Raw genomic sequence first — 26309 nt, forward strand, 5'->3', positions numbered from 1 at the left:
AACAATGAGCGAAGAACAAGTTCAACCACAACTCGCGTTAGAACGTATTTATACCAAAGACATTTCTTTTGAAGTTCCAGGTGCACAAGTTTTTACCAAGCAATGGCAACCTGAACTGAACATCAATTTATCTTCTGCTGCAGAAAAAATTGATGCAACCCACTACGAAGTGTCTTTAAAAGTTGTGGTTCAAGCCAACAACGAAAATGAAACTGCGTTCATCGTTGATGTCACTCAATCAGGCATTTTCTTGGTTGATGGTGTAGAAGAAGATCGCCTTCCATACATCTTGGGCGCGTACTGCCCAAATATCTTGTTCCCGTTCTTACGTGAAGCAGTAAATGATTTAGTAACTAAAGGTAGCTTCCCACAATTGCTGCTTACTCCAATCAACTTTGATGCTGAATTTGAAGCAAACATGCAACGCCTACAAGCGGATGCAGATGCACAAGGTCAAGCATAAGCTTTAATCGCGAAGCAAAAAAGCCACAGCAATTGCTGTGGTTTTTTTATCATAATAAAAAAGATCCGAATAAAACGAGAATAAACCATGACCACAACACTTTATCCGCTATGCCAGCAGGTCTTTCCTGAATTGACACAGGTTCCTTATCCTGCTCATGCACACGATTTTCATCAATTTATCAATTGGGTCAATACCTTACATTCCAACATTCAATATGTTGAGTTAAAAGAATACTATGACAATGACACCGACAAGTGCTATCAACTACAACAAGCTCAAGTCGATATTGAACAACTGAATAATCGTATTGAAACTGAGGTTGAACAAGTCTTTGCTGAATATGCAGAGAGCGCTCCAGAACAGCAGAATGAAATTGATTTTGCTGAACATATCTATGCGATTTTATTTGACAATATCTATGCCGTTGCAGAACAACATGGTTTGGCCTTGTTATTGATCTCGAATGAAAATCCTTATTGGATGCTGGTTCCCGACCAAACTGAACAGATTAATCACCTGATAGAAGCATTTAATGCAACGTTTTCTGATGTTGAACTTTATCACTATGTCTAATCTGAAATAGGCTTATTCCACAATGGTTCTAAAGGTCAGATTCACCCGCGCCGTACTGACTTTTTTGGTCGGTGGTAAGCGATGCAACCAATAGGTCTGCGTGGTGTCTTTCATCACCAATAAGCTGCCATGTTCTAAATAAAGTTCGACTTTTTCTTTGCTCTGCTTATGTTTAAATGCGAATTTACGCTCTGCGCCAAAACTAAATGAGGCAATCGCACCATCTTTTTTTAAATCCGTTTCACCATCACTATGCCAAGCCATCCCTTCTTCACCACTATGATAAAGATTAAGCAAACAAGAGTTGAATGTCTCCCCCGTTAAACTTTCGGCCAGTTGTTTTAACTCCAGTAATTCCTGTGTCCAAGGCAAGGCATATTTATTCATATTGGAATAAGTATATTCAAAGCGTCGATCTCCATACCACGCCACCTTACGTTTAGTCGTCAATAACTTTCCAAAGATCAGCGCCTGATCATTTTCCCATGCAATGCTTTGCATCAGTTGATCAAAATAATGATCTGCCGCCGCGGTCTGCACCACTTTGCCGTAGTACTGTACCGTGCCATCATAAGGCAAATAATTCTGCTCTGGGTCAGCTTCAATATCAAATAGTTGCATCTTTCCACTTCTTATAGGCCTGCCGCATACAATGTCCACAAGGTCGATAGCCCTGTGCAATCGCTTCATGCTCATCGACAAAAAAGACCCGATTCTTTTTCAGCATGCGCTTCCCTGAAGCACAGGTCAATCTGCCATAAATCTTAAGCTGTACATTGCCTGCAAATACAATTTGTTGCTGTTTCAGTTTCTGGTGTAACTCGGTCTGTGTTAATTCTAGATGCCGCCACATCAGATTAACTCACCGCATCATGGAAAATAATCCCGAGGCTATAACGCTCCCCTTGATGAATGGGACTGACACCATGTTTCATATTGACCCGATAATAACCCTGACTGCCTTTTTCAGGCTTAAATTGGGTGGTGAAAATCAACAAATCACCTTGCTGTAGCTGCATCACCATGGCTTTAGACTGCGCTCTTGGGTTTTGCTGAGTGAAGACCAACTCGCCACCACTAAAATCCACATTCGGCTGACTCAATACAATCACCAACTGTATCGGGAAATACACCTCACCATATAAATCCTGATGAAGCGTATTAAAGCCGCCTTGTCCATATTTCAAAATCAATGGCGTTGCCAGCCTTTGTCCCTGTTGATGGCACTGCTGTAAAAACTCAGCATGGGAGGATGGAAAGGAACGTTCTAATCTCAGCACCCGAAACCATGCATTGGCAATCGGTACCAAATATGGATAAATCTCATGCCGTATCCGCTCAATCAGATTCGGTAAGGGGTAAGTAAAATACTTGTATTCACCTCGACCAAAACGATAACGCTGCATCTCTACGGTTTTACGATACAGTTCTGTTTGCGGATATGCCTGTTTCAGCATTTCACATAACTCGGTCGATAGAACCTGCTCGATCAGGGCAAAGCCTTGTTGGTGCATTTGCTCAGTGATGGCCTCCCAATCAGCAGCTTGAATCTGATCGATCACCGCTTGGATTTGTGTCAATTCAGGTGGCTGCATGGGTGTGTGCACCTTCCCAACCAATCAATGCTGTTTTACGCAATGTTCCCCACTCATAGCCACCAAAAGCACCTGTAGACTGAATCACCCGATGACAGGGAATCAGGAATGCTACAGGATTACTGCCAATAGCGGTGCCTACTGCTCGTGCAGCTTTGGGATGCTCAATCGCTTTGGCCAACTCACCATAAGTAGCGAGCTGCCCCATCGGAATCTTGAGCAGGCTTTGCCACACTTTGAGCTGAAACTCGGTGCCTTTTAAATGTAGTTTAATCTCTGCCAATTGCGGTTGATCCTTTTGAAATAAGGCTAAAGCACTGTGTTGAAATGTATCGATCTGTTCAATAATCACGGCCTGAGGAAATTGTGCTGTTAACTGCTGCAAGGCATCAGCCCGATTGTCCACAAAACTCAGTGCACAAATACCTTTATGTGTGGATGCAATCAACACTTCACCAAACAAGGTCTCTGCGAATTGATAGTGAATCGTCAGGCTCTGTCCACCATGTTTATATTCAGCAGGGGTCATCCCTTCGATCTGAACAAACAGATCATGTAATCGACTGGTACTAGACAATCCTGTGGCAAAGGTTGCATCAAAAATGCTGCCCTGTTCTTGTTTTAAAATCTTCTTGGCATGTTCAACACTTATATACTGCAAAAATTTCTTCGGACTGGTGCCGACCCATTCGGTAAATAAACGCTGAAAATGTGCTGGGCTTAAATGAATATGTGCAGCGACTTCATCCAGTTGCGGCTGTTGCTGAAAATTCTGTTGAATATACTGAATCGCTTGAGCAATGCGTTCATAATTACGTTGTTGTGAGGACATATCATCACCTCTCATCATTCATGTTTTCACTGTAGCAACTTTGCCATTCTGTGAAAATCTGAATCATGCTCAGTCTTCGTTTTGTCTTGCTATCGTCTCAAATCCCAATAAAAAAAGCCGTACTTTTTGAAGTACAGCTCTCTCATTTCGATGACCAATCTTTATAGATTAATGGGTGTAATACTTATGTCCTTGGTCACGTAATTCAGCAATCTTTTTGCCTTGTTTTTTCGCCTCATCCAGCTTGCCTGCTTGCACCAACAGTTTAGTCTTATCAATCTCCACGACAATCTGATCAAATAAAGCAGTTGATGCTGGCACTTTTTCAGTGGTATTCGGCGCTAATTTATACTGTTTTGAATGGGTCGCAGCAGCACGCATATTATCCAAAGCAGCTGTTGCAGCCTGTGGCGTTGCAGCTTGGTTAAACGCTTTATAATTTTTTCCCAGCGTTTTCATGTCATCTTCTAAACCCGCAGCCATTGCCGTATGGCTCAATGCAAACGCGGATAACATCACAACGGTGGCTAAAGTTTTTTTAATCATTAGGATATCCTATCAAAAACTGTGGCTATGGCTTAATTTCTTGGCGCAAAACATCGTGCTTTGACTTTAGAGCATCAATGGCAATTGCTGATTTAGCATACATAAAAAATGCAACGAAATCGTTGCATTTTGATAAAAAAGATCGCGTTCAGACTTTATAGGCGACGGCGTAAAGCATCGGCAATCGACTCAACCAACTGCTGCGAAATCTCTTGTTTTGATGCCTTTTCCAGCTCACGCTTTTTCATGTGATAAGACTGGGCAAAGAACACGGTCATGGCATTTTCATCTGAGGCAAAACCGATATCTGGACGTGACACATCATTACAGGCAATCATGTCCAGTTTTTTCGCTACCAGTTTACCAGCAGCGTATTCTTCAACATTTTGCGTTTCAGCAGCAAAGCCAACCATGAATGGACGTTGTTCCTGCTGTGCAATGGTCGCCACGATATCTGGATTTTTGACTAACGCCACCGCAAGCTCATCACCTGCTTTTTTAATCTTGTGCTCAGCCACTTGTGCCACACGATAATCCGCCACTGCTGCGGTTGCGATAAAGATGTCACAGCCGTCTTTCAGTTGGTTCATGCTGACATCAAGCATCTGCATGGCAGAACTCACATTCATACGTTGCACACCATTCGGCGTATCCAAACTGACAGGGCCTGCCACCAACGTAACTTTTGCCCCTGCTGCATAACACGCTGCTGCCAAGGCAAAGCCCATTTTGCCAGTACTATGGTTGGAAATATAACGTACAGGGTCAATCGCTTCACGGGTCGGGCCAGCGGTAATGGTGACGCGCTTTCCAGCTAACAAACCGAATTTTTCGGCCAAGGCACGTTGCGCTTTATGGAAGTAGGCTGCAACTTGGCGCGCTAGATCTTCAGGTTCAGGCATACGCCCTAGACCGACATCACCACAGGCTTGCTCGCCTGCATCTGGCATGATCACATGCACGCCATCTTCAACCAAAGTTTGCAAATTGCGTTGTGTGGCTTTTGCTGCCCACATTTGCTGATTCATTGCTGGTGCAACCCAAACAGGTGCTTTGGTGGCCAGATATAGTGTACTGAGCAGATCATCCGCCAAGCCATTGGCAAATTTTGCAATGCTGTCACAGCTGGCAGGTGCAACCAGAACCAAATCAGCCCAACGTGCCAATTCGATATGTCCCATGCCTGCTTCAGCTTCAGGATCAAGCAATTCGGTATGCACAGGATTGCCTGAAAGTGCTTGAAAAGTGAGTGGGGTAATAAATGCTTGTGCGCCATGGGTCATGACCACACGGACATCAAAACCGAAATCTTTTAAACGGCGCACCAAAATGGCACTTTTATAGGCAGCAATACCACCTGTAACCGCTAAAATAATGTTTTTATGGGGAATAACACTTAGATCGAAGCTCACAAACAGGATACCTTACTGTTGCAGTGGCGCTCACAATAGCATTAAATAAGTGGATACCCAAGTAGCACCCTCAACATTTCAGCGCTGACGATAATCGAAAATCGTGTTGACATGACACAATATAAAAGGAAAAGACGTGCAATTATTTTTGCCCGTTAAAAAAATAATCACAATAAAATCAAAGGAAAATTAACGATTGAATCAATCTATTAAAACTTGGCCTGAACAAGAGCGCCCAAGAGAACGACTTTTATCCCAAGGCCCACAAAGCTTATCCGATGCTGAACTGCTGGCAATTTTTCTGCGTTCAGGTTCAAAACAGCACTCTGCAGTGGAATTGGCGCGTATTTTGATTCAACATTTTGGCGGACTTAATTTGATATTTGATGCCAATTTTGAAGATTTATCACAATTTAATGGCATAGCCTCCACTAAATATGCACAGCTGATGGCCGTGAAGGAACTCGGACGGCGTTATCTGAATAATCATTTCCAGCAACAACGGCTTTGTCTGGATACTTCAACCTTAGTGCTCGACTATTTACGTTATGAACTGCAAGGTGAAAAACAGGAAGTTTTTGCAGTGCTGTGTTTAGATGCCGAACTGAGAAAATTACATTTTAAAAAGCTATTCTTTGGTTCACATCATTCCTGCACTGTTTCATTGAACCAAACCTTACGCTATGCCCTGCAACAACAAGCCTGCCAAATTGTGGTGGCACACAATCATCCCTATGGCACTGCCCAACCATCAACTGAAGATATTTATCTGACCCAACAACTCAAACAAGCCTGCAAACTTCTGGAAATTCACTTGATTGATCATTTTATTATTTCAGCTGAAGGCTATTTTTCATTTTCTGAACAACAACTACTCAACCCTATTAAAACCAAGCAATCTCGCCTTGACAAAGCTTAAATCAAACAGGAATATCAAGACATAAAATTAATGATTCAAATAACATGATTGTCCGTGACCAGCCGAGTATTTTTAAAGTTTTATTCTCATGGCGAGGAACGATTTTACCCAAAATTTTGCCCTCTCTTGGTTTCGTCATGCTGATCTCTGCCATTATTGGTGGGGTCGAGTACGTCAATCTGTATCGCTTCCCTGAAATTCCCTTGGTCGGGTTCACCTTAATTGGTGTGGTACTGTCCATTTTCTTGGGATTTAAGAATACTGCATGTTATGACCGTTGGTGGGAAGCCCGTAAACTCTGGGGTGTGTTAATTGCTACTGCGCGTCATTTTGACCGTGATTGCCGCGTCCTGACCCAGGCACGTCGTGAGCGTATTATTCAAAACGTGATTGTGTTTGCCAATGTGCTGCGTGATCGTCTGCGTCATCAAACCGCCAATCCAACCGAGCTGACTGAAACCAGTGGTCTGAGTCAACAAGCACTGACCCAACTTTATCAACAGCATAATGCGCCGCAGTACACCTTGAGCCTGATTCAATGGGAACTGTTGCAGGCCATGAAAGAAGGTGAAATCTCGGATATTATTTATACCCAGATGAACCGCCATGTGGCCGCGTTAAGTGAAATGCAAACTGGCTGCGATCGGATCGCGAATACTCCAATTCCATTCGCCTATTCGGTTTTACTGAATCGTACCGTGTACTTCTTCTGCTTTATGCTGCCATTCAGTCTTGGCTCGTTATTGGGCTTGGTGACACCGTTACTGGTGGGTATTTTGGCCTATACCTTTTTAGGTCTGGATGCTTTGAGTACTGAAATAGAAGAACCTTTCGGCACACAAAGCAATGACTTACCGCTTGATGCGATGGTACGTTCAATTGAAATTGAATTACTTGGAACTTTAGGTCGCCCAACCCCGCCGCCAATTCAGGCGCATGACCATAACTTACTCTAATTTCAATGCCCTGCAATGAGGGCATTTTTTTCAGCTTAACATCACTTAAATAAATTGTGATGGGACGATGGACTTAAAGCGTTCAGTGAACTGTCCATTCCAATAGGGATAATAAGGATAGGGCGGATAAATCGCACTGACCTGATTCAAGCGTTCAGTCTGTTCAATCGACAGCTGAATATCTTTGGCAACAAGGTTATCTTGCAGTTGAGTTTGATTACGCGCGCCAATCAATACACTCGATACAGTGGGTCGCTGTAATAACCAGTTTAAGGCAATTTGCGGAATCGTATAGCCAGTTTCGACTGCAATCTGTTTGAGCACATCAATCACAGCATAGAGATGTGCTTCGTTGACTGGTGGCGCAAATTGCGCTGTATCATGTAAACGGCTCTGTGCTGGAATGGGATTCTCGCGATCAAATTTCCCCGTCAATCTGCCCCAACCTAAAGGACTCCATACCACCGCCCCAATCTGCTGGTCATCATTTAAGGGCATCAGCTCCCATTCATAATCACGACCGATCAATGAATAGTAGACCTGATTGACCACAAACTTTTCATAGCCATATTGCTCCGCAATCGCCTGCGCCTTCATCAATTGCCAACCTGCAAAATTTGAAGCACCGATGTAGCGTACCTTGCCACTACGAACCAGTTCATCAAGTGTTTTCATTAACTGAGGTAATGCAGTAAAACTATCAAACTGATGCAGCTGTAATACGTCAATATAATCCGTTCCCAATCGACTTAAAGACTGTTCAACTGCGGACAATAAATAATGCCGACTAAATCCTGCATCATTGAGATGTTCTGAACTACGAATACCGATTTTGGTCGAAATAATAGTATGCTGCCGTTCTGATGCAAGTGCCTTGCCGAGCATTCGTTCAGATTCTCCATCTGAATAGACATCTGCTGTATCAAAGTAATTAATGCCTGCATCTAAACCAGCGCGAATCATCTGATTGGCTTCAGTTTGACTGGCTTGTCCCCAAGCTGCAAAGATTTGTCCCTGCCCGCCTAAGGTCCCCGCACAAAATCCCAACTCTGACACTTTTAAACCCGAGTTTCCTAAGAAGTGATATTTCATGATCTGTCTCTTCAACCTATGATGGCTTAGATACAAAAATACCCCTAGGGATTTGTTGGAAAAACCACGATAATCAAGAAATACTTTTCTGATTTTATTGATAATGAATACAGAAGATTTTCAGTTTTTTATTCGTGTTGCAGACTTGGGTTCAATCAGTAAAGCCGCACAGGATACAAATATCTCAGTTTCCGTCGCCAGTCAGAAATTGCAGCGCCTAGAACAAAACCTACAATTGCGCTTGTTTCATCGCACCACGCGGAAACTGACCTTAACCGATGAAGGTCGTGCTTTGCTTGAACATGGTCGGCATTGGATTGCTGATTTTATTCACTTGCAAGAATCATTAAAGCTTAAAGATCGGCCGCTCACAGGTACACTTCGGCTTACCACCTCCGCGACTTTTGGCACAAAAATTTTGATGTCGGTGATTACCGAGTTTGCACTATTGCATCCTGAACTGAAAATTCATTTAGATCTGAATGACCAGAACATCGATCTTATTCAGCAAGGCATGGACTTGGCCATTCGGATTGGTCAGTTAAAAAGTTCGAGCTTGATTGCCAAACGCTTGAGTACCAATCCTCGTTTACTCTGTGCTTCTCCAGCCTATTTACAACAATATGGTGTGCCAAAAACCTTGTCCAATCTGAAGTTACATCGTTGTATCTTGCAGCAGCATGGTCATGGTCTCACCGATCAGTGGCATTTGATCAATGCAGAAGGTCAAGTCGAACAGATTCATGTTGAGGGATATTTTGCAACCAACTCAGGTGAAGGTGTTCGACAAGCGGCCTTAGCCGGTCTTGGTATTTCCAATCATTCGATCTGGCATGTGGCTGAGGATCTTGCTTCAGGAAGATTAGTACCAGTCCTACCCGACTATCCTGTAGAAACAACGGCAATTTATGCAGTATTTCCGCATCGAGAGCTGATCGCGCCTAAAGTACAACGCTTTTTGGATTATTTAGTCGATTACTTTCAACAGCGTGAACAATAAAATTATTACTTCAGGCTAATCTTCACCTTGCAATATTGATTACGACATCCCTGCAAAACCATGAAACATCCATTGCACGCCCCATACAAGTAGAATGAAAAAAACAAGGAGGAGGCAAAATTCTAATTTTTTCATATCATCGATGACTTAAAGCGTTCCCAAATCCCTTTCTGCCCTTCTTTCACATGTGGGGTTTGTCCCAATTTAATCCACGGCATATTCTCGCCATGAAAATCACTGCCGATCGAAACAGCTAAATCAAACTGTTGAATCATCCGATCCACCATTTGACGTGTCGAAGCTGGTTCGATACTCGGTGGTAGTTCCACCGCATCACCACCTGATTCAGCAAAGAGCTCAATCAAATAACGGATATTGGTCGCTGACAGGTCATAACGGGTCGGATGGGCAAGCACGGCGAAACCCTGACTGGCATGAATCACATCAATGGTTTCTTTAAGGCCCATACCTTCAAATTTCACAAAGGCTTTTTTGCCTTCTTTCAGAAAACGGTCAAAGGCCTGTTGCGGGCGACTGACAATATTTTTTTCGACTAAGGCTTTGGCAATATGGGTTCGAGTGATTCGATCTGCCTCCCCATCGACTTGGGCAATCACATCAGGATAAATATCAAAATCAATACATTTTTCTAAGAGCTGACAAATCACTTTTGCCCGTTCAGCACGGACTTTTTTCTGCTGTTCCAGCATGGCTTTGATCGGCGCGTCATCTTGCATATTCAAGGCAACAATATGCACCCCATAACTCTTTTTGGTATTCGGTCGAGACCACTGGCTGGAAACTTCTACCCCAGAAATAATTTGAATATCATGTGCTTGTGCATAGTCTTGTGCTCGCAGCAAGCCATCCATGGTGTCATGGTCTGTGATGGCAAGAGTATGAATTTTTAAGTCGACAGCCGTCTGTACCAGTTGCTCTGGAGAGAAGGTACCATCGGAAATGAGTGTATGTGTGTGTAAATCGACACCGAACATGGTTTGTATTATGCTATCTGACCTATTTCATCATCGTACTGTAACATGAAAGCGTTGCTCGACTATCTACCGATTATTATCTTCTTTTATTTTTATAAAACCACCGATCCTAAAGATAGTCATCATCCTCTGCTACAGTTGGTGGGTAGTTCAGGAAATCTCGATCAAAATCACATTCTTGTTGCAACTTGTGCATTACTGATCTCGACGCTTGTGGTGTATGGCTGCCTGTTCTTTTTCCAAAAATTTAAATTGGAAAAAATGCAGTGGTTTATTGTCGTCATGTCGGTCGTTTTTGGTGGAATCACACTGATTTTCAGCGATGTGACCTACATCAAAATGAAAGCCATCATTATCAATATCGGCATTGGATTAGGCTTCTTGGTGACGCCATTATTTAATAAAGAACGTATGCCAATTATCCAAAAACTTTTAGGCTCGTTATTAGAACTTAGCCCAAGAGGTTGGATCAAATTGAACTGGGCGTGGTGTGGACAATTCTTTTTGCTTGCAGCTTTGCATTTCTTCTTTGGTTTTGTCTACATGCAAGGAAAATATTGGGGCGAATTCACCGCTTTCGGCGATATTATCGTTTCTATCAGTTACCTAGCTGCTATACTGTTTTTCTTAAGAAAGCATTTTAAAACCACTGAATAGATTTTAAATCATCGAGCTACTGCCATGCCATATTTTGTGCTGACTTGTACTGATCGCGAAGGTACTTTGGAAAAACGTTTAGCCACCCGCCCACAACATATTCAACGTCTGCAAAAGTTAGATGATGAGGGACGTTTAATTGCGGCAGGTGCACATCCGAAAGATCCAAATGATCCACAAGCTGGTTTTTTTGGCAGTACTATAATTGTCGAGTTTGATAGTCGTGAATCCTTAGATGCTTGGATTCAGGAAGAGCCATTTTTAAAAGAAGGGATTTACTCAAATATTGAGGTAAAACCTTTCAACAAAGCTTTTCCAAAAGGGTAAATCATGCAAGTTGTCTTAAAAAGCGTATTGGCTTTATGTTTATTTAGTTCTCCTGCATGGGCAGTTGAGCCAGCAACACCTGCGGCTCCAGCAGCCAACACAACCCCAGTGCAACCCAATGCCACAACCACTGCACCAGCCAATGCAACTACCGCAGTAGCCAAACCGTTGACCGCTGAACAAATTGCCAAAGCCAAACAGCAGCAAGATGCAAAAGTCAAAGCCATGATTCAAGATCAAGCTAGCCGCTTGAAACAACTGGAACATGCCAATTTAGAAGCACTTTCACAGAACCAAGAATTACAGTTAAAAAATGACAACCTGACTGTACAAGTTCAAGTGTTACAAAGTGAACGCAGTGCGCAAATGTTTTTATATGGCGCAATGACCATTGCTGTGGGCGTCATTCTCGGCTTCTTAATTGCCAGTTATGTTCACACTAAACGTCGTCGTCAGTGGTAAATCCCAACATTTTATTTATGTCTCAATCTGCAAAATTACAAACAGCCGAATTAGACTGGGAACTGGTCGATGGCATCGAAGTTCCCATTTCTAAACAGTTTGGCGATGTCTACTTTTCCAAAGATAACGGTTTACTTGAAACACGCCATGTGTTTTTAAATGGTAATGACCTAACTGAACGCCTATCAGAACTAAAAGATTTTCAATACTTTTGTGTCGGCGAAACTGGCTTTGGCACAGGTTTAAATATTCTAACCTTGTGGCAGCTGTGGCAGCAGGTTCGTCCAGATAATAACAGCCACTTACATGCCATCAGTGTTGAAAAGTTTCCGCTGAGCAAAGTCGATCTGATCCGTGCACTGAATGTCTGGCCTGAACTTAAGCCACTTGCAGAACAGTTGATTCAGCAATATCCCCTGCCTATTGCAGGCTGCCATCGCTTAAGTTTTCCAGAAGAACGCTTTAGCATTGATTTATGGTTGGGTGATGCACAGGATATTTTTCCAAGTATCCCGAAAACCCAAGCCGTGAATGCGTGGTTTCTCGATGGTTTTGCGCCTTCATGTAATCCCGATATGTGGCAGGAAAATGTACTCAATCACATGGTGCGTTTATCTGAGTTTGGAACGACCTTTGCGTCCTTTAGTGTTGCTGGTGTGCTGAAACGTGGGCTGAAACAACATGGCGTACACATTAGCCGCCCACGAGGTTTCGGTCATAAACGTGAAATGTTGAAAGCCATTTGGTTAGATACGTCATCCACAACATCTGACCAAACTGATTCAGAACAAAATCATGCAAGCTCGCAAGCTGTATTGAAAACAATACCACGCCAGATTGCGATTATTGGCGCGGGAATTGCTGGTTTAAGCGCAGCATGGGCATTTGCCCAGCGTGGCCATCAAGTCACCGTTTACGAGCAAAATGAGCCTCTCTCAGGCGCATCAGGCAATCCCCTTGCTCTACTCAATCCGAAGCTGTGTCCAATTGAACAAGCACATGAACACTTGATGACCTTGAGCTGGCAACATGCATTGAATTTTTATCCTAAATTCAAAGCATTTAGACCCATTCAAGTCCAACAAATAGCTTTAAAAAATGCGGATGAATTACTCGGCTTAGCGGATCAGTATCCTGTCGCGGTGTTAACAACTCAAGATCAGCAGGATGTAACACCTGAAACAGGCTATCCAAGCTTGACGCTACATCAGGCAGGGGCTGTTTCTCCACAGCAACTACGTGATGAAATTTTGCTACATCCGAATATCAAAATCGAAAAGGCAAAAATTTCTCGCTTAAATAACGTAGACAAGCAAACTGAGCTTTGGCAAAAACAACAACTCATCGCAACAGTCGATGATGTGATTGTGTGTTGTGCCAAGCAAAGTGCTGAGCTATTTGAAAACTACCCCGTGTTAAAACCAATTCGTGGACAAGTCAGTTGGGTTGAAAATCGCGAGCAAGCTTTAGCTTTAGATCAAGCCTATAGTTATGGCGGTTATTGTATGCAACTGGATGCCGCGCAACTGATCTTAGGTGCATCTTTTTATCCCAATCGAGAGGATGTTGAAGTATTAGCAGAAGACCATGTGCATAACTACGAACTTATCCACAGTGTCTTCCCTGAATATGCACAACAGTTAGCATCCACTGAAACATGGCAAGGCCGTGCGTCTGTGCGTGCACAAAGTCTGGATTACTTTCCGTTGCTGGGAAAAATGCAAAATCACCAGCAAATCTATACTTTTGCAGGTTTAGGTTCAAAAGGATTCTTGTTTGCGCCCTTGTGTAGCGAAGTATTAGCGGCTTTAGTACTCGGAGAACTTTGTCCAATTCCGCAATCATTATTGGATAAACTCAATCCACAGCGTTTTCAAAAGAAGATTAAGGCAAAGAAACCGTATTATTCTGGTTAAATATTTTTTAATTTTAAAATAACTAAAATCTAAAATTTTGAATTGGCCAAAATACAGCTGTATTTTGGCCAATCTTTTGAGTGCTTTAAGCGCCTTGTTCTAAAGGCAAGCCTGCATCACGCGCTGCGCGTGTGCCACCCATTAACACAACATATTCACGAGAACCATCCATACCGTCTAACAGCTCTGCTGCACGCGGTGCTTTACTTCCGCCACCACATAAAATATAAATCGGCTGATCCGCTGCAACTTGAGTCAAACTATCCGCAGTGATATCAGTAATTGGACGATTCACCGCCCCTTTAACATGAGCCTCTGTATACGCTTTGGTATCTCGGACATCCCAGATGACAGCGCCTTCTGGGAACTCAAATGTTGTAATTTCTTGTTTACGGATCATTGTGCACTCCTTTGATGTAAACAACACTTGGCAAATGAAGAAAACCCCCTTAGCATCTCAAATATTCTTTCCCTTTGTAAAGGTCTAACCATGCCTTCTTTTGATATTGTTTCTGAATTAGAGTTATTTGAAGTTAATCACGCTGTACAAAATACAGAAAAAGAGATCGCAACACGTTTTGACTTTCGTGGACAAGACGTTTCAATTGAGTTAAATGAGAAAAATAAAGAAATCAAAATCTCAACTGAAAGCGATTTCCAATGTGAGCAAGTTTATACCATGCTTGAAAATCACTTCTATAAACGCAAAATTGATGTACAAGCTTTAGATCCACAAAAAGCGACTGCTTCGGGTAAAAATGTCGTGCAAGTGATCAAGTTAAAAGATGGACTTGACTCAGATACCGCAAAAAAAATTAATAAAGCCATTAAAGAAAGCGGCATCAAAGCGCAATCTTCTATCCAAGGAGACAAAATCCGTGTCACGGATAAAAAGCGCGATACTTTGCAACAAGTCATGAACTTTTTACGTGAACAACAATTTGGTCTGCCACTGCAATTTAATAATTTCAAAGATTAAGCAATAGGTTCACTATGGCAAAAGATAACCGCCTTTATAAGCTGGTTAAAACCACGTCTAAATTTCCAAAAGGCATCCGTAGCACGCTCTGGAGCAAAGCTTTTGGTCGTGTGGTTCCAATGGTTGGAACAGCAAATATTCGCTATTTAGAAGTGGATAAAGACCACGTCACTGTTCGCATTGAAAACCAACGCAATATGCAGAATCATATTAAAGGTGTTCATGCCGCAGCGATGGCTTTATTGTCTGAAACAGCAACGGGCTTTTTAACCGGTTTACATGTACCAGACGATCGAATTCTGTTGATCAAATCATTGCATGTTGACTATTTAAAAGTTGCTCAAGGCGGTTTAACAGCAACTGCAACATTATCAGCAGATCAACAAAAGTTTATTGCAGATAATGATAAAGGTGAATTATTGGTGCCAGTGACCGTGATTGATGATTCAGGTAATGAACCGATCCAATGCCAAATGCTGTGGGCTTGGTTACCAAAACGTAAAAAATAATAACCGATCTAGGCTACTCTAGTGACCGTATTATCATCAGGATGCAAAGATCACTCTTTGTATTCTGATGATAAAAATGAAAAAAATACTCTTCCTTTCTCATTTTTTTATCGCACTCAATCTAGCAACATATTCTAGTCAAGTGCTCGCCGCTGATTCTTCAACTCCAACGCACTCAAAACAGATCAATTCTTTCGCTGAACAAAACAAGAAAATTGTCACTGATTTTTATGAAGGTGTTTTCTTGAAACACCAAGTAAAACAATATGCCGATCGTTATATTGGGGATCAATATATTCAACATAATCCAAATGTACCTGACGGTAAGGCACCTTTTGTAAACTTCTTTAGCCAAAAATTTAGCACTAACCCTCAGGCAAAGAATGTCATCAAAAAAGCAATAGCTGAAGGAGATTTAGTCGTCCTACATGTACATTCTACAGAGAATGACAGCGATCGAGGCCGAGCGATTATTGATATATTCCGTGTAAAAAATGGAAAAATTGTAGAGCATTGGGATGTCATACAAAATATCCCTGAAAAGAGCCAGAATTCCAACAGCATGTTTTAAACAGCACACAAAAAAATAAAGCCCAAACTGATTTGAGCTTTATTTTTTTAAATACTTAAATAAATTTTTCAATGATCAGCATCAGCTGCTGCAAATATTCCGCATCAATCTGATCAAACTGATTCAGCTCATCACTATCGACATCCAACACACCAACACACTGACCATTTTTCATGATTGGCAAGACAATCTCCGATCTTGATGCAGAACTGCAAGCAATATGCCCTGGAAACTGATCCACATCAGGTACCACGATCACTTGCTGCTGTTGCCAAGCTGCGCCACACACGCCACGACCTTTGCCAATACGGGTACAGGCAATTGGGCCTTGGAATGGGCCTAACACCAATTCATTCTCTTTGACTAGATAAAAACCAATCCAAAACCAGCCAAATTGCTGTTTTAACGCCGCGCAGATATTGGCGAGATTGGCAATCACATCACTTTCATCTTCAACAATTGCCTGAATCTGAGGAAGGATACTTTGATATTGCTCAATTTTATGACCTTGCTGTAAAACTAATTCTTCTGCCATGCTTAGAGATACTCAGTTATAGTGTTGCGGCAAATGCCTGTTTAATCTCTTCTGAGATCAAACGTTTCTTGCCATTCACATCCACCGCAACAAAGGTAAATACACCTTCGGTAATACGCACTGGCTCACGAGAATCATCATGACTGTTCCATACCTCAATTTGGACTTGTACTGAACTACTGCCAACTTTCAAAATTTTGGTATAACAGCTAATCACATTCCCAACCTTAACAGGTACCAGAAAGGTCATCTGATTAATCGCAATCGTCGCACAACGACCTTTACTAAAACGCTCCACATGAATCGCTCCTGCGAGATCCATCTGAGAGACAATCCAGCCGCCAAAAACATCACCACTCCAATTGGTATCTGCTGGCATGGCAATGTTTTGTAGTGATAAAGTCCCTTCTGGATGAGTTGGGCGTTCGCTCATGTTAATGTCCTTGGTGTTGCTGTAATTGCTGGTCTAACCATTGCTGTAATTCGGGTGCACGTAATGCCCCACTGATTCTCGCCAATTCGGTGGTCTTATTCATCAAGACCAAAGTCGGAATACTGCGCACATTAAAAGCAGCACTTAAACGCGGATTGGCTTCGGTATCAATTTTGGCAAAAACCACATATGGATTTTGCTTAGCGACCTGAGCAAAGTGAGGTGCCATCATTTTACAAGGACCACACCATTCTGCCCATAGATCGATCAGTACCGGCAGATCTGAATTGCTGATGAAGTTACTGAAATTTTGTTCATTTAATTCAATCGGTTCTAATAGCAATAACGCTTTATGACATTGCCCACAATTTGGATGAACCGCTAACTTTTCTTCGGGTACACGATTTTTTGCACCACATGATGCACAGACAATAATCATCTACATCACTCCAATATGTTGATGTAAAAATTCTAATTGGGTTGTGACTGCTTTTTCAAACCAAGAACCATGATAAACATCAAAATGTTTCATTTCCCACTCATGATAGCTCACAAATGGCGCAATATTGGTCGCAGCTTCCCGACTCGATGCGATTGGAATCAACGTGTCATGCTTTGCTGCAATAAATAAAACAGGGATATTAATTTTCCGTACAAACTGGATTGGTCGATAACGCATTAAATTAAAGAAGACTCGCGCAGGAACTTCCCCACTCCAGTAATAATCTGGATTTACAATCGAGTGATATCCGTAGTAACTGTCTGAGGTGGGTAAGAAACACAGCCGATATTGATCGACGACAGGTAAGGTTTTAGGTACCAAGCCCATCTTAGAGCCCATATAATCCTGACTGGAACGCTTTAATGCTTCAGGATAACGTTGTAGAGGGTAAAGCTTGGCCGTCTCAGCCCCATCAACATAGGGGACTTGCACCATGACCGCCTGAATGTTTTTCAGGTCTGTTGCTAGACTTAAGGCATATCCACCACTGAGTGAAGTTCCCCATAAAATAATCCGTCGACTATCAATCAGTTTGCAATTCGAAGCATATTGAACAATGGTTTTCCAGTCATCAAGCTGAGCACTGAGTGAAACCAATTCACGTGGTTTCCCTGTACTACCACCCCAATAGCGATAATCAAATAAAATCACCGCATAACCTGCTTGAGCAAAACGCTGCGCATATTGAACCAGTTTAAATTGACGCAAACCCGCAAAGCCATGCGCCATGATAATCACGGCAGGTTTAATATTAGTTTTGGGTAGATAGAAATCCGCAGCGATGGTTTCATCACCACTTGCAACATACAACGGCTCAACGGTATAGGTATGCATGCGCGCTCCATTGCCTTATCTTTTAATTATCATCACTTATTTACTATAGACATTTAAACTCAAGATCGAGCTTAATGCTATGATAGAGCATAAAATGTTTTGTTTGTTTTTGGAGTGACAAGATGACAGAGAATGTTGGTTTTGCAGGTCAAATTGGCCCTGAGCATGTTGAGCAAGTGGTTGAAAAAGGATTTAAATCGATTATTAATAACCGTCCAGATCTGGAAGGTGGTCCTGAACAACCTACAAGTGCCCAAATCGAAGAATCTGCGCGCAGTGCAGGTCTAGACTATGTCTATCAACCCGTTGTTGCCGGGCAAATCACTGAACTCGATGTCCGTACATTCGCCAATCATTATAATGAACTGCCAAAACCAATTTTAATGTTCTGCCGTACTGGTAACCGTTCAAATAATTTATATCAGATTGCTAAACAAATGGATTTACTGGACGATTAAATTCATTACATTTTATTACCTGATCCAAATAGTTAAACCTTTGTATTTATAAGATGATGGTTCTTTTTCAATAGATCAAGAACCATGTCAAAACTCGCCATTGTCCTGTTATGTATTCTCTCTATCTCAGCTTGTAGTTCTTTCCAAGTTCGCCCGACAGCGACAGTGAGTGTAGGTACAAGTTTATAAAAAAACAGCACCGAAGTGCTGTTTTTTTATAAACTTGCTTAAGAGCTTAAGAAATTTCTTAGCCTCTTATTTCCCATGCAAAAAAATTGCTGGAGTATAAAAGGAAGCTCGAAAGCTTCCTTTTTTCACTAGACCTTATGGGCAAGTGAATAAGGTTCCATACGGGCTAAGCTCATTTGGAGAATAAGTACCATCCGTTGAATAGTCACTCGATAAAGGTGCTAAACCTAAATTGTAAGTGGTTCTATTCGGCAATGATGCCACTGTAGAAGATGCCCCAATCTGTACATTGAGCCATTGTGCGTAAATTTTTGGATAACGCATTGCAAAGTCAAACTTACCATTTGCATCGGTGGTAAATGTATTCTGAGTATTGCCAGATTGACTTATAAATGTCACAACTTTAACCGGTGTATTATTTGCACCAACAGCGGTCCCACTTGGATCTGCAACACACGCATGTACATTATTTATGGTGGCACTCGCAGCAATATCATCCGTAAAGTCAGTTGGTGTACCCATGTTATTCATTGGCTTACCTGTCGCATCCAAATAAATATTTGGAGAACTGAGATCAAAGTACTGCTCATTTGCAAATACCCATTTCTTCGTTGGTGCAGCACCTGGAACTGGCGCTAATGCCCATAAATTACGGCCTTTGATATATGTCAACGGAGTTACATCCAATGTCACTGTTTGATTTGCCAATGGCTTACCATCAAAATCAACCACGCTGACAGACAAGTTTTTGGTGTAATACACACCATCACTTGATGAAGCAACTTCCGTTGGGTTAACACCAATCACAATCGAGGCTTTCGGAGTTTGTACAACCGCTGGCACAATATCAATTGCAAAAATCTGCGTTGCTTCCACACGTCCAGTTTCATTGAAGTGAGCGGTCAAATGCAGATCATCATTGACGAAATCAGCCGCTGTATAATTACGACGCGTTGTTTCATCAACTTTAAGTTTAAAGATAGCTTGGCCGTTCGCATCTGTTGTGAGTCCTGATGGGCCAACAATAATGGCGCCATTGCGAGCCAGATCATCAATACTCAAGCTCACATATTGGCCTGCAACACCGCCGCCATTCGCATCAACCAAAGTGATGGTGACATCAGCGGTATCGTCACGTACATTCATGGTTGGCTTAGATGAAGCTAAACGTAAGCTATAACGAGCAGGTTGTAAGGTTGGTGTACTTGAATTATCAACCGTGCTAATACGATAAACTTGTGTAGCTTTAGCACTATTTTCATCTGTATGACTGGCAGTCAGCTCAATACCACTTGCCAACAGTAATTGTTTATCGACCGTTGTACCATCAATCGCAACAGAGAAGAAAGCATTACCATTCGAGTCTGTTTTTACTGTTTGGGGAGTACCGCTTGTATTACTTGGCGCACTACTACCCGGGTTTCCGATAATAAGCCCAGCAGAATTGTTCGCCGCAAGGGTAACATCTTGATTACGCACTGGCTGGTTATTTTGATCTAAAAGTGCCACCGTCACAATGGATTTATCTCCATTGACATCCATTTGTGATTTGCTCACATTGCTAAAAGCTAGATGATACTTACTGAAAACCTCATTCACATTAAAATGAACTGTTTGGGTACGGACAACACCATTTGGCAAGGTAATTGAAGCACGCACGGTGACACCATTTGCCAATAAATCCGTGTATTGTTTACCTGTAACTTTAGTCAGTTTCAAACTCGCTTTTGCATTACCACTGGTATCAGTTGTAATAACGGATGTTTCTTGACCATTGATCGTCACACCATTTAATGCAGAATCAATCACAGTAAAAGTTACCGGATAACTCTTGATCCCTGTTGCAGTGTTATCAATCAATTTGGCAAAAACATCTGCGGTATCCCCTGTTGCCAATAAATCATCCTTGGATGCATTCATGGTGAGGTTCATTGCTTCTGTTGGCACAGAGATATTCACTTTACCAATCTGTGTAACAACAGGTTGTGACGTACTGTTATTGTTATAGGTTGAAACCGCATAGGTAATGCCTTTTTCAACCAACAGCTGATCAATGTTATCACCATTCTCTACCGTCACAGTAAAATAAGCGATACCATTCGCATTGGTTGTCGCACTGGTCTTATCCACTTTGACTCGTGAACTTAAACCTGCTGCTAGGCCAAAATTAATTTCTTTATTTGCTAAAACACCACCCTTGGCATCAGTCGCTTTAACGGCAACAACAGTTGTGCCACCTAATACAGAAATCGATGGCTGAGAAAGTGATGTTGTTAACGCTTCAACATCTTTCGCTACAGGTGCTTTTACCATCACTTGTGTTGTTTGACTGAGTTTAGAACCATCAGCTTGCACTACAGATGCTGCAAGTGTAATCCCGTTGGCAACCAAGTTTTCAATCATCTGGTCATTGGCTGCTTTTACATTAACTATAAAAGTAACCTCGCCATTGGCATTGGTCTTTTTACTTGCTGCACCAACAAAAGTAACCCCATTGGCAACAGCTGCTGCATTCAAGCCAAAGCCAACTAATTTATCCTTGAGTGGATTACCATCTTTGTCAAAGACTTTCGTGGTAAAGGTAAACGTATCATTATCCGCAAACACAATCCCTTTTGATGTGACTAACTCAATACGTTGTGCATCTTTTGCAATCTCAGCATCATCAGCCACAAATTGTAATACGGTACTTTGCGTGATATTTGTACCCGCTTCAGATGTATAGGTTGCAGTGGCTTGAATCCCAGCTAATAAGCCTTTGATTTGTTCAGCCGTTAAATTGGCTGGGGCAGTATAACTAATCGCAAAGTTTACTGAACCATCGGCTACCGTCACTTGGCTTGATGGCGTCACTTTGATATTTAAACCCGCAGGCACATTGCTTAAAGCCAGTTGAATCAGCTTCCCAGCAATGGCTTTCCCCTTATTATTAAAGGCCTTGACAATAATATTGGTTGAGGAACTACCTGTTGTTGTTAAGGCACCTTGCGTATTTTCCGCAGTTAAATAACTAATCTCATTTAAAGTTGCAGCCGAGCTAATGGTAATTTGGGTTTTCTGGGTAATGACTCCAGTTCCGTCACCTTGTACCGCTGAAGCACTCAGGCTAATTCCAGAAGCAACCAAAGCATCGACCGCTTCTTTACTCGTTGCCTTTACTTCCAAGGAAACTTGAGCCTGTCCCAGATTATTGGTTTTAACAACGGTAGAACCACCAATAACACCTTTAAAATTAACACTATTTTTAATGATTTTATTGTCTACAGACCAGTTATCAATCGCTAAAGTCACTTGGCGATTTTTAATCAATTGACCATCTTTATCCTTCAGTGTAACCGTGGTCAATACCGTATTAAGATTGATCGTATCTAAGATCAAACTCGGTTGATTAACGACTAAGTCCATACGTTGGATATTCACTTGATCAACAACAAATTGTTGAGTCAGGTTTTGTGTTGTATCCACTCCTGCACTATTTGTATAAGTCGCAACAACCTGAATACCCGCTAACAGCCCTTTGATCTGTTCAGGGGTTAAAACTTTAGGTGCCTTATACGTTATAACAAAATTTGCAATTCCTTTGGCATCTGTCGTATGGGCCACAGCATCAAGCTGAATATCCAAACCGGTTGGGACATTCTTTAATGCCAGGTTAATAGTTTTGCCACTTAAAGCCACCCCATTACTATTAAATGCACTGACTGCAATCGTTGATTCGCCGCCCGTTGTTTTAATGTCATTTGAATTTTTTACAGTGAGATAACCAACTTCGTTCACAACAGCTTGAGATAAAATATTAACTTTCGTACTTTGAGTCTTATTTGAGCCATCCGCTTGAACAGCAGAAGCCGTAATATTAATTCCTGAAGCAACTAATGCAGAGACAGCAGAACTGTCCTTAGGATTAACCAACAAAGTAAATTCATATTGACCATCTACATTGGTCGATACGGTAAATGTCCCTGATTCTGGCAGTGCACCCTCAATAGCAACACCATTTTGCAACTCTTGAGAATTAATGGCTAAAGTTACCTGACGTCCAGCAATTGGTTTACCAGCATCATCTATTAATGTAACCTTTGCCTTAACCTTCTGTAATACCTTTTGGGCAACTACAAGAACAGGCTCATCAACGGTTAAATCCATACGCTGAATATTTTTAGCTGCTTCAAAATAAGACAATTTGATCGTTTGTAAAATATTGCCATAGCTCGCACTAAGCTCTAACCCATCATTTAATAGCTTGTTCTTGTCTGCTTCTGTGGTATTTACAGCATCATAGACTACCGTAAACTTCACCTCACCTGCACTATTGGTGGTCAGAACCGAACCTTCCTTAATACGAATACCAGGATAAGATTGAGCGAAGCTCAAGCCAATATCCTTATTCGCAATAACGCTACCGCTACTGTTATATGCTCTGACGGTTACGCTTCTTTCTGCATTATTAGCCACATTAATTGCATCAAGTTGCTCAATCGCAAGATAAGCAACATCAACTGTTCCCTGCGCTGAAGCCACCACCATCACTTTTGCTGTTTGAGAAATACTTGCCCCACTATTTTGCTGAGCCGTTGCCGTGACCAATACCCCTGCGGCAACCAACGCATTGACTGCATCTGTATTTGGGGCTTTGAGCTGAATGGTAAATTTCGCCTCACCATTCTCAGTCACTTTTGCTGGTGCTGTAACAATTTGTACCCCATTATTTTTAGCAATATCGGATAGAGTAAGATTAATTTTGCGGCCATTAATCGGCTGACCATTTTCATCGACAGCCTTAACAGCAACTTCAAAAATATCATTCGAAGCGACAGCAACGCCTTTCGCCAAAGAAATCGAAAGCTGTTTGACATCAACATCACTGGTTTGATCGTAATAACGAACATATGAAGTTTGAGTAATCGCTGTACCCGTAGTCGGTTGATAGGTTGCCGTTAACAATACACCTTGTGTTTTTAATAGATTTAAAATGGTTGCATCTGTGAGGTGACCATCATATTTAATGACGAAAGTCGCTTCGCCTTGAGCATTGGTTTTCGCTTTTGAACCCGTAAGAATGGTTAAACCATATTCTTCAGCTTTATCAATATTTAAAGTAATATCTTGATTCGCTAATACACCACCATTCCGATCTACAGCACGAACTGTTACAGTGGTTTGACCTTTATTGGTATTAATCATTGAATCAGAGCTGATACTCAAATAGCTCACATCAACAGCTTGTAATGGTGCAGCCTCCACCATAATTTGCATATTTTGTTTTACAGAAGAGCCATCCGCTAGCGTTGTACCAACGGCAATGGCAATGCCCGATTTTACAAGATTATCAATTGATTGCTGATTATAAGCATCAACATTTAGTGTAAAGGTTGCATAACCACTTGCATCTGTTTTCTGAGTAATTGCTTTGTCACCACCAATTGTGACTCCATTTTCAGTCACTGCAGAGGCAAGACCAAGCGTTACTAATTTATTTGCAACAAAACTACCATCTGCACTAATCGCACGAACCTTAACTTGTACGGTATCATTCTTAGCAGAAACAACACCCTTACTTGCTGTTAATTCTAAACGTTGGACATCTTTCTCTAAGATGGCATTTTTATTAGTAAAATTCAGTCTAGTCGTTTGCGTTAATACGGTATTGTTAACTGTCGTATAACTTGCTGCAACAGTAACGCCATTGTTTAGCAAATTATTAAGGTCATTTAGTGAAACACTATTTTTATCAAATTTTACTGTAAACTGAGCTTGTCCATTGTTATCAGTATTGAGTTTAGAACCTTCAACAATAGTTAGCCCATTGGTTTGGCTATTCGGAACGGTCAAACTGATTTGTTTATTGGCAACAGCTCCGCCCTTGGCATCTTTTGCCGTGACAGTAACGATTGCCTGCCCACCACTCACGTCGATCGAATTAGAACCCACCGCAGTTAAATAAGCCACATTTTCCGTTGCGACAGAAACAACCGAGATCGTACTTGTTTGTGTAACAGCAGAACCATCCGTTGTTGTTGCTAAAACTTTAATCCCATTATTCACCAATAATTGACCTGTTGGATTTAAGCTATTGGCTTCGGTCTTAATGGTGAACTTTGCCTTACCATTGGCATCAGTTTTTGCTGTTGAATTGACTAATTTTGCGCCATATTCAAGCGCTAAATCATCTAGTTTCAAACTAATTTCTTTACCTACAACCGCCAAACCCTCAGGGTTTTTAGCCGTAGCCTCAACTTCAATCGTTCCACCGATCGCATCTACTTTATTATTCGATGAAGTTGATAATGAGAGGCTGCTCATGACATTTTTAACAGATGCCACTTGTGCTATAGAGGTTTGAGTTTTAACTGCACCAGATTGTTCAGTTAAAGTTGCCTCAAGTGCAATACCCGATGAAATCAAGGCAAGACGATCAGCCTCTTTACCTTTAGGTAACACTAAAGTAAATGAAACATAACCTTCATTATCCGTTACCGCAGTAGAGCCACCTTTGATTGTTACACCATTGGTTTTAAAGTCTTTTACATTAAGTGCAACTGTTTCATTTGGAACACCACCGCCATTGGTATCTAATGCTCGAATACGAACAACTGTTTCCCCACCAGAGACCTGTAAAGGACTCACATCATCAAATTTCAATTCATATTGACTTTGAACAACAGTACCCGCCCCTGTTACTGTCGCTTTGGTCTGATTTTGAATTTTGGTATCAACAACTGTTGCTGTAAATAAAAGTTCTGTCAAATTTTGATTAGAACCATTTAATTTTACGGTAAAGGTTACTGTTCCATCATCACCTGTTGTTTTAGTTGAAGCATCACTGGTAGCACCATTTTTCTCACCATCCTTAATATTTAGATTAATCTTGGCCCCTGCAACACCACCACTATCTTTATCTACTGCCTTCGCTGTAATAACCAGTTCATCCCCTTGAACTTTTAAGGTACCTTTACTTAACTGAAGTGTAACACCAGCAACCTCCTTCGTCGTTGTTGGTGTGCTAGGATTACCAGAATTACCCGAATCTGTACTAGAACCTGTATTCCCATAATAGCCACCCCCCCCTCCACCACAAGCGACCAATGCAACAGAAGTTGCCAATACTGTCGTATTTACCCCGATTTTTTTTAAACCCTTGAAATATGTCATAACAATAATTTCCATCTTATTTAATATTTAGCCTTACAATACGATTAAGACTTTTGTACAAAAATTTACTCGAAATAATATATTTTATCAATTCGTAAAGCCAGCTTTATTCCTTAGGAAAGTGAACTGCTTAACATTAATATGTTTAATTTTTATCTAATTTTCCTCCCCACAATAAAAAACACCCCCTCTGCGTAAGCGGAGGGGGTGTTTAGAATTAAAAGCTGGCGATGACTTACTCTCACATGGCAAGTGCCACACTACCATCAGCGCTAAGAGGTTTCACTTCTGAGTTCGGGAAGGGATCAGGTGGTTCACTCTTGCTATTGTCGCCAGCAAACTGTTGTGGTGCTTTCGGGTCTTAATCACGATGTATTCATCGTATGCCTTACTTACGGT

Annotated in this window: 27 protein-coding genes and 1 rRNA gene; 13 read left to right on the forward strand and 15 right to left on the reverse strand. The window is 41.6% G+C overall.

Annotated elements, in window-relative coordinates:
* Positions 1-4: 4 nt before the first annotated feature.
* Entirely contained in the window at positions 5-463 is a 459-nt protein-coding gene (gene secB, locus A7P55_RS19560) for a protein-export chaperone SecB (RefSeq protein WP_004804306.1), read from the forward strand.
* Positions 464-550: 87 nt separating this feature from the next.
* A complete protein-coding gene (locus tag A7P55_RS19565) occupies positions 551-1039 on the forward strand; it encodes a hypothetical protein (protein WP_171553458.1) in 489 nt (162 codons plus the stop codon).
* A gap of 12 nt (positions 1040-1051) precedes the next feature.
* Here A7P55_RS19565 and A7P55_RS19570 read toward each other — a convergent pair whose 3' ends face one another.
* The 6 genes from A7P55_RS19570 to coaBC form a co-directional block, all read right to left on the reverse strand.
* Complete coding sequence (locus tag A7P55_RS19570) at positions 1052-1660, reverse strand: alpha-ketoglutarate-dependent dioxygenase AlkB (RefSeq protein ID WP_171553459.1); 609 nt, start codon at positions 1658-1660, stop codon at positions 1052-1054.
* Positions 1647-1892, reverse strand: a complete 246-nt coding sequence (locus A7P55_RS19575; RefSeq protein WP_171553460.1) for an Ada metal-binding domain-containing protein — start codon at positions 1890-1892, stop codon at positions 1647-1649. The genes A7P55_RS19570 and A7P55_RS19575 overlap by 14 nt, the downstream gene beginning before the upstream one ends.
* A 4-nt stretch (positions 1893-1896) precedes the next feature.
* The gene (locus A7P55_RS19580; protein WP_171553461.1) at positions 1897-2634 is read right to left on the reverse strand and encodes a 2OG-Fe(II) oxygenase; all 738 of its coding nucleotides are present in this window, start codon (positions 2632-2634) and stop codon (positions 1897-1899) included.
* Positions 2621-3466, reverse strand: coding sequence for a methylated-DNA--[protein]-cysteine S-methyltransferase (locus A7P55_RS19585; protein WP_171553462.1), 846 nt, complete (start codon positions 3464-3466; stop codon positions 2621-2623). The genes A7P55_RS19580 and A7P55_RS19585 overlap by 14 nt, the downstream gene beginning before the upstream one ends.
* Positions 3467-3634: 168 nt before the next feature.
* Positions 3635-4012, reverse strand: a complete 378-nt coding sequence (locus A7P55_RS19590; protein WP_171553463.1) for a cytochrome b562 — start codon at positions 4010-4012, stop codon at positions 3635-3637.
* Between the two features lie 155 nt (positions 4013-4167).
* Entirely contained in the window at positions 4168-5424 is a 1257-nt protein-coding gene (gene coaBC, locus A7P55_RS19595; protein ID WP_005319215.1) for a bifunctional phosphopantothenoylcysteine decarboxylase/phosphopantothenate--cysteine ligase CoaBC, read from the reverse strand.
* Positions 5425-5620: 196 nt separating this feature from the next.
* Here coaBC and radC point away from each other — a divergent pair, with 196 nt between their 5' ends.
* Both radC and A7P55_RS19605 read left to right on the forward strand, forming a co-directional pair.
* A complete protein-coding gene (gene radC, locus A7P55_RS19600; RefSeq protein ID WP_016543076.1) occupies positions 5621-6343 on the forward strand; it encodes a DNA repair protein RadC in 723 nt (240 codons plus the stop codon).
* Positions 6344-6387: 44 nt separating this feature from the next.
* Positions 6388-7299: a bestrophin family protein gene (locus A7P55_RS19605; protein WP_004655906.1), complete on the forward strand. Its 912-nt coding sequence runs from the start codon at positions 6388-6390 to the stop codon at positions 7297-7299.
* A 45-nt stretch (positions 7300-7344) separates the two neighbouring features.
* Here the strand turns inward: A7P55_RS19605 and A7P55_RS19610 are convergent, their stop codons facing one another.
* Complete coding sequence (locus tag A7P55_RS19610; protein ID WP_171553464.1) at positions 7345-8391, reverse strand: aldo/keto reductase; 1047 nt, start codon at positions 8389-8391, stop codon at positions 7345-7347.
* Between the two features lie 103 nt (positions 8392-8494).
* On the opposite strand from A7P55_RS19610, the gene A7P55_RS19615 reads away from it, so the two are divergent.
* Positions 8495-9391 carry a LysR family transcriptional regulator gene (locus A7P55_RS19615; protein ID WP_171553465.1) on the forward strand — a complete coding sequence of 299 codons (897 nt, stop codon included), beginning with the start codon at positions 8495-8497 and terminating at the stop codon, positions 9389-9391.
* A 131-nt stretch (positions 9392-9522) separates the two neighbouring features.
* Here A7P55_RS19615 and A7P55_RS19620 read toward each other — a convergent pair whose 3' ends face one another.
* Positions 9523-10386: a PHP domain-containing protein gene (locus A7P55_RS19620; RefSeq protein WP_171553466.1), complete on the reverse strand. Its 864-nt coding sequence runs from the start codon at positions 10384-10386 to the stop codon at positions 9523-9525.
* Positions 10387-10431: 45 nt separating this feature from the next.
* On the opposite strand from A7P55_RS19620, the gene A7P55_RS19625 reads away from it, so the two are divergent.
* The 4 genes from A7P55_RS19625 to mnmC are packed head-to-tail and all read left to right on the forward strand — an operon-like array spanning position 10432 to position 13748.
* Positions 10432-11043, forward strand: coding sequence for a septation protein IspZ (locus A7P55_RS19625; protein WP_004655913.1), 612 nt, complete (start codon positions 10432-10434; stop codon positions 11041-11043).
* Positions 11044-11067: 24 nt separating this feature from the next.
* Complete coding sequence (locus A7P55_RS19630) at positions 11068-11370, forward strand: YciI family protein (protein ID WP_171553467.1); 303 nt, start codon at positions 11068-11070, stop codon at positions 11368-11370.
* A gap of 3 nt (positions 11371-11373) precedes the next feature.
* Positions 11374-11832, forward strand: coding sequence for a hypothetical protein (locus A7P55_RS19635; protein ID WP_171553468.1), 459 nt, complete (start codon positions 11374-11376; stop codon positions 11830-11832).
* Between the two features lie 17 nt (positions 11833-11849).
* Positions 11850-13748 (forward strand): FAD-dependent 5-carboxymethylaminomethyl-2-thiouridine(34) oxidoreductase MnmC, encoded by a 1899-nt coding sequence (gene mnmC, locus A7P55_RS19640; RefSeq protein ID WP_171553469.1) that lies wholly within the window; start codon positions 11850-11852, stop codon positions 13746-13748.
* A gap of 85 nt (positions 13749-13833) precedes the next feature.
* On the opposite strand, the gene A7P55_RS19645 is transcribed toward mnmC, so the two are convergent.
* On the reverse strand, positions 13834-14148 hold the full coding sequence (locus tag A7P55_RS19645) for a rhodanese-like domain-containing protein (protein ID WP_004804287.1): 315 nt from the start codon (positions 14146-14148) through the stop codon (positions 13834-13836).
* A gap of 90 nt (positions 14149-14238) precedes the next feature.
* Between A7P55_RS19645 and A7P55_RS19650 the strand changes: the two genes are divergently transcribed.
* The 3 genes from A7P55_RS19650 (at position 14239) to A7P55_RS19660 (ending at position 15807) form a co-directional block, all read left to right on the forward strand.
* Entirely contained in the window at positions 14239-14727 is a 489-nt protein-coding gene (locus tag A7P55_RS19650) for a YajQ family cyclic di-GMP-binding protein (RefSeq protein ID WP_004655922.1), read from the forward strand.
* Between the two features lie 14 nt (positions 14728-14741).
* Positions 14742-15236, forward strand: coding sequence for a DUF4442 domain-containing protein (locus A7P55_RS19655; RefSeq protein ID WP_004804285.1), 495 nt, complete (start codon positions 14742-14744; stop codon positions 15234-15236).
* Positions 15237-15303: 67 nt separating this feature from the next.
* On the forward strand, positions 15304-15807 hold the full coding sequence (locus A7P55_RS19660; protein WP_171553470.1) for an ester cyclase: 504 nt from the start codon (positions 15304-15306) through the stop codon (positions 15805-15807).
* Between the two features lie 55 nt (positions 15808-15862).
* Here the strand turns inward: A7P55_RS19660 and A7P55_RS19665 are convergent, their stop codons facing one another.
* From A7P55_RS19665 to A7P55_RS19680, 4 genes are read right to left on the reverse strand one after another with little or no spacing between them, the layout of a single operon-like run.
* On the reverse strand, positions 15863-16342 hold the full coding sequence (locus A7P55_RS19665) for a GAF domain-containing protein (protein WP_171553471.1): 480 nt from the start codon (positions 16340-16342) through the stop codon (positions 15863-15865).
* Positions 16343-16358: 16 nt separating this feature from the next.
* Positions 16359-16775: an acyl-CoA thioesterase gene (locus A7P55_RS19670; protein WP_171548552.1), complete on the reverse strand. Its 417-nt coding sequence runs from the start codon at positions 16773-16775 to the stop codon at positions 16359-16361.
* A 1-nt stretch (position 16776) separates the two neighbouring features.
* On the reverse strand, positions 16777-17214 hold the full coding sequence (gene trxC / locus A7P55_RS19675) for a thioredoxin TrxC (RefSeq protein ID WP_171553472.1): 438 nt from the start codon (positions 17212-17214) through the stop codon (positions 16777-16779).
* A complete protein-coding gene (locus tag A7P55_RS19680; RefSeq protein WP_171553473.1) occupies positions 17215-18111 on the reverse strand; it encodes an alpha/beta hydrolase in 897 nt (298 codons plus the stop codon).
* A 122-nt stretch (positions 18112-18233) separates the two neighbouring features.
* Between A7P55_RS19680 and A7P55_RS19685 the strand changes: the two genes are divergently transcribed.
* A complete protein-coding gene (locus A7P55_RS19685; protein ID WP_004804274.1) occupies positions 18234-18569 on the forward strand; it encodes a TIGR01244 family sulfur transferase in 336 nt (111 codons plus the stop codon).
* Between the two features lie 324 nt (positions 18570-18893).
* On the opposite strand, the gene A7P55_RS19690 is transcribed toward A7P55_RS19685, so the two are convergent.
* Positions 18894-25910: a hypothetical protein gene (locus tag A7P55_RS19690; RefSeq protein ID WP_171553474.1), complete on the reverse strand. Its 7017-nt coding sequence runs from the start codon at positions 25908-25910 to the stop codon at positions 18894-18896.
* 222 nt (positions 25911-26132) lie between these two features.
* Positions 26133-26247: ribosomal RNA gene (rrf, locus tag A7P55_RS19695) — 5S ribosomal RNA — on the reverse strand.
* Between the last annotated feature and the right edge of the window lie 62 nt (positions 26248-26309).

Origin of the sequence: Acinetobacter sp. Ac_5812, assembly GCF_013072695.1 — a bacterium.
Taxonomy (GTDB): domain Bacteria; phylum Pseudomonadota; class Gammaproteobacteria; order Pseudomonadales; family Moraxellaceae; genus Acinetobacter.

What these genes read in the sequence shown, in the direction of transcription:
- secB (WP_004804306.1), top strand. Translation starts at nt 5, where the DNA reads ATGAGCGAAGAACAAGTTCAACCACAACTCGCGTTAGAACGTATTTAT.
- A7P55_RS19565 (WP_171553458.1), top strand. Translation starts at nt 551, where the DNA reads ATGACCACAACACTTTATCCGCTATGCCAGCAGGTCTTTCCTGAATTG.
- A7P55_RS19570 (WP_171553459.1), bottom strand. Translation starts at nt 1,660, where the DNA reads ATGCAACTATTTGATATTGAAGCTGACCCAGAGCAGAATTATTTGCCT.
- A7P55_RS19575 (WP_171553460.1), bottom strand. Translation starts at nt 1,892, where the DNA reads ATGTGGCGGCATCTAGAATTAACACAGACCGAGTTACACCAGAAACTG.
- A7P55_RS19580 (WP_171553461.1), bottom strand. Translation starts at nt 2,634, where the DNA reads ATGCAGCCACCTGAATTGACACAAATCCAAGCGGTGATCGATCAGATT.
- A7P55_RS19585 (WP_171553462.1), bottom strand. Translation starts at nt 3,466, where the DNA reads ATGTCCTCACAACAACGTAATTATGAACGCATTGCTCAAGCGATTCAG.
- A7P55_RS19590 (WP_171553463.1), bottom strand. Translation starts at nt 4,012, where the DNA reads ATGATTAAAAAAACTTTAGCCACCGTTGTGATGTTATCCGCGTTTGCA.
- A7P55_RS19605 (WP_004655906.1), top strand. Translation starts at nt 6,388, where the DNA reads ATGATTGTCCGTGACCAGCCGAGTATTTTTAAAGTTTTATTCTCATGG.
- A7P55_RS19610 (WP_171553464.1), bottom strand. Translation starts at nt 8,391, where the DNA reads ATGAAATATCACTTCTTAGGAAACTCGGGTTTAAAAGTGTCAGAGTTG.
- A7P55_RS19615 (WP_171553465.1), top strand. Translation starts at nt 8,495, where the DNA reads ATGAATACAGAAGATTTTCAGTTTTTTATTCGTGTTGCAGACTTGGGT.
- A7P55_RS19620 (WP_171553466.1), bottom strand. Translation starts at nt 10,386, where the DNA reads ATGTTCGGTGTCGATTTACACACACATACACTCATTTCCGATGGTACC.
- A7P55_RS19625 (WP_004655913.1), top strand. Translation starts at nt 10,432, where the DNA reads ATGAAAGCGTTGCTCGACTATCTACCGATTATTATCTTCTTTTATTTT.
- A7P55_RS19630 (WP_171553467.1), top strand. Translation starts at nt 11,068, where the DNA reads ATGCCATATTTTGTGCTGACTTGTACTGATCGCGAAGGTACTTTGGAA.
- A7P55_RS19635 (WP_171553468.1), top strand. Translation starts at nt 11,374, where the DNA reads ATGCAAGTTGTCTTAAAAAGCGTATTGGCTTTATGTTTATTTAGTTCT.
- mnmC (WP_171553469.1), top strand. Translation starts at nt 11,850, where the DNA reads ATGTCTCAATCTGCAAAATTACAAACAGCCGAATTAGACTGGGAACTG.
- A7P55_RS19645 (WP_004804287.1), bottom strand. Translation starts at nt 14,148, where the DNA reads ATGATCCGTAAACAAGAAATTACAACATTTGAGTTCCCAGAAGGCGCT.
- A7P55_RS19650 (WP_004655922.1), top strand. Translation starts at nt 14,239, where the DNA reads ATGCCTTCTTTTGATATTGTTTCTGAATTAGAGTTATTTGAAGTTAAT.
- A7P55_RS19655 (WP_004804285.1), top strand. Translation starts at nt 14,742, where the DNA reads ATGGCAAAAGATAACCGCCTTTATAAGCTGGTTAAAACCACGTCTAAA.
- A7P55_RS19660 (WP_171553470.1), top strand. Translation starts at nt 15,304, where the DNA reads ATGATAAAAATGAAAAAAATACTCTTCCTTTCTCATTTTTTTATCGCA.
- A7P55_RS19665 (WP_171553471.1), bottom strand. Translation starts at nt 16,342, where the DNA reads ATGGCAGAAGAATTAGTTTTACAGCAAGGTCATAAAATTGAGCAATAT.
- A7P55_RS19670 (WP_171548552.1), bottom strand. Translation starts at nt 16,775, where the DNA reads ATGAGCGAACGCCCAACTCATCCAGAAGGGACTTTATCACTACAAAAC.
- trxC (WP_171553472.1), bottom strand. Translation starts at nt 17,214, where the DNA reads ATGATTATTGTCTGTGCATCATGTGGTGCAAAAAATCGTGTACCCGAA.
- A7P55_RS19680 (WP_171553473.1), bottom strand. Translation starts at nt 18,111, where the DNA reads ATGCATACCTATACCGTTGAGCCGTTGTATGTTGCAAGTGGTGATGAA.
- A7P55_RS19685 (WP_004804274.1), top strand. Translation starts at nt 18,234, where the DNA reads ATGACAGAGAATGTTGGTTTTGCAGGTCAAATTGGCCCTGAGCATGTT.
- A7P55_RS19690 (WP_171553474.1), bottom strand. Translation starts at nt 25,910, where the DNA reads ATGACATATTTCAAGGGTTTAAAAAAAATCGGGGTAAATACGACAGTA.